At 58.9% G+C, this 1788-nt stretch carries 3 protein-coding genes; 2 read left to right on the top strand and 1 reads right to left on the bottom strand.

Features of this window, described 5'->3' with window-relative positions; translation table 11 throughout:
* Positions 1-226 precede the first annotated feature (226 nt).
* Both CIT31_RS33725 and CIT31_RS02130 read left to right on the top strand, forming a co-directional pair.
* Positions 227-490: a hypothetical protein gene (locus CIT31_RS33725; protein ID WP_133116103.1), complete on the top strand. Its 264-nt coding sequence runs from the start codon at positions 227-229 to the stop codon at positions 488-490.
* Positions 491-620: 130 nt separating this feature from the next.
* Positions 621-1031, top strand: coding sequence for a GNAT family N-acetyltransferase (locus tag CIT31_RS02130; protein WP_095517279.1), 411 nt, complete (start codon positions 621-623; stop codon positions 1029-1031).
* A 419-nt stretch (positions 1032-1450) separates the two neighbouring features.
* Here CIT31_RS02130 and CIT31_RS02125 read toward each other — a convergent pair whose 3' ends face one another.
* Positions 1451-1723 carry a VOC family protein gene (locus CIT31_RS02125; protein WP_425350550.1) on the bottom strand — a complete coding sequence of 91 codons (273 nt, stop codon included), beginning with the start codon at positions 1721-1723 and terminating at the stop codon, positions 1451-1453.
* Between the last annotated feature and the right edge of the window lie 65 nt (positions 1724-1788).

Here is a 1788-nt window from a genome sequence, read left to right as displayed (position 1 = left end):
CAATCCAGCCAGCATCTTGAATCACAAATCAGACCAATCCGGAATCCCTTTCGATTCCGTCAAAGCGTGACCCGCTCTAGCAGCCGGAACACGTGCTAAAGCGAGCGCAGCGCCATCTCGGAGTCTTTCGGTTTCACGATGGCCGCTTTCACGATGGCGCGGCCCAATCAAGCCGCGCCTATCCGAAATGATGTTCTCCGACCTTTGCATAACAGAGAGAAGCCCAATGAATGAGTTTCATCGGAGCCTTGACCAGGCCGATACCCTTTCCACGGTTCATGCGCTCTCGGATCGACATTTGAAGGATATCGACCTGGGCAGATCGGGGACCACATTCGCGGTCTCGGAGGCAACCGACAGCCAAGCGCCTGCGAGCAAGCCGCCGTTGGTGGCCGAAAGTCAGCAGGGGCGCGAGCAAACTCGCGATGCCTGTTCTGTTGATGACGCTCACGCTTCTGATCGCATTGGCCGCCATGGCGTACTTGGCTAACGTTCCCATAGTTGACATGCGTCTCTCCATGGATTGACCAGTCGCCGCGCCGGAAAATAGCGCGGCAAAACGCACAAAGCGAAACCGTTTACCGCAGCCAGCAAGCGAGAATCATTGCGGGAGGCATGGCATGACACGGGCAACAGGAATCCGCAGCTACGTCATCCGCCAAGCGCGCCCGGTCGATATTCCGGCGATTCGGGCGATGCAGGAGCGCTCAATGTGGGTCCTCGGCGGCGACTTCTACGCAGCCGCTGAGATAGCGGACTTCCTGACCCAGTTCGGGACAATGGATGACGCCATCGTGGAGGAGGGGCACTTCTTCGTCGCCGAGGACCACCGCGGCGCGATCCTCGGCAGTGGCGGCTGGACTCGGTTAAGACCAGCCTATGCAGATGCGCTTGGCAGCCGCGATGCCGAGTGGCCGTCCGTCCGAGGTGTGTTCGTTGATCCTGCCGCCACGCGCCACGGTGTCGCCTCCGAGATCATGCTGCGAACGGAAAGGATGCCGTCGAGCACGGAATTCAAGTGCTCCATCTGACCGCCACGCTGTCCGGGGTCCCTCTCTACGAACGACTTGGCTATCGGACGGAACAAACCATGGAACTGAAACTGCTGGGTCAAACCAGCTTTGCCTGCGTCAGAATGGTGAAGCAGCTCCCGAATCCCGGGAAACTCGCGGCCTGAGCGGGGTCTCGCGCTTTGGCTGCAGAAGCACTCCCACCGTAGCGGAAGGTCGCGGAATCGAAGATTATGCGCTGATGCACGACTACAATCTTGAATATCGAAGGCTGCGCGAAGTGGGTTTTTCCGGCTGGTCGGGAGCCAATCGAGATCGGACATCCAGAATAACCACGCTCATGTGGCTTAAAGTCGAACAGGTATTACCAGCCCTCCCAGCGCGAATGCTAGACGCAACGGCCCGAAGCAAACATTGAAAGAGTGCGGGGAACCGAGACGCTAGCCGTGCCAGCCTTCAATCTGCAGATCGCCCAGCCGCTCAGCCTCCTCGCGTGGAACGGAGCGTACGGTCTGGGAAAAGGTCCAGACGTGACCTTCAGGATCGCGCGCCCTGTATTGCCGTTCACCGTAGAATTGGTCAGCAGGCTCCTGGACGATCTCGGCTCCCGCCGCCCTTGCACGATCGCAGTGGGCATCTATGCCCTCCTTGAGGCGCACATAGACCGACTGCGTGTTCTTGCCGGCGACCGAAACCGGACTAGAGCGGGTCACGCTTTGACGGAATCGAAAGGGATTCCGGATTGGTCTGATTTGTGATTCAAGATGCTGGCTGGATT

Origin of the sequence: Mesorhizobium wenxiniae (assembly GCF_002284535.1) — a bacterium.
In the GTDB taxonomy this organism is placed as follows: Bacteria; Pseudomonadota; Alphaproteobacteria; order Rhizobiales; family Rhizobiaceae; genus Mesorhizobium; species Mesorhizobium wenxiniae.
Note: the sequence above shows the minus strand (reverse complement) of the source record. Positions and strands in the feature narration are given on the sequence as shown.

Bases quoted from the DNA above. Each gene is read 5' to 3' on its own strand.
- CIT31_RS02130 (WP_095517279.1), top strand. From the start codon at position 621: ATGACACGGGCAACAGGAATCCGCAGCTACGTCATCCGCCAAGCGCGC.
- CIT31_RS33725 (WP_133116103.1), top strand. From the start codon at position 227: ATGAATGAGTTTCATCGGAGCCTTGACCAGGCCGATACCCTTTCCACG.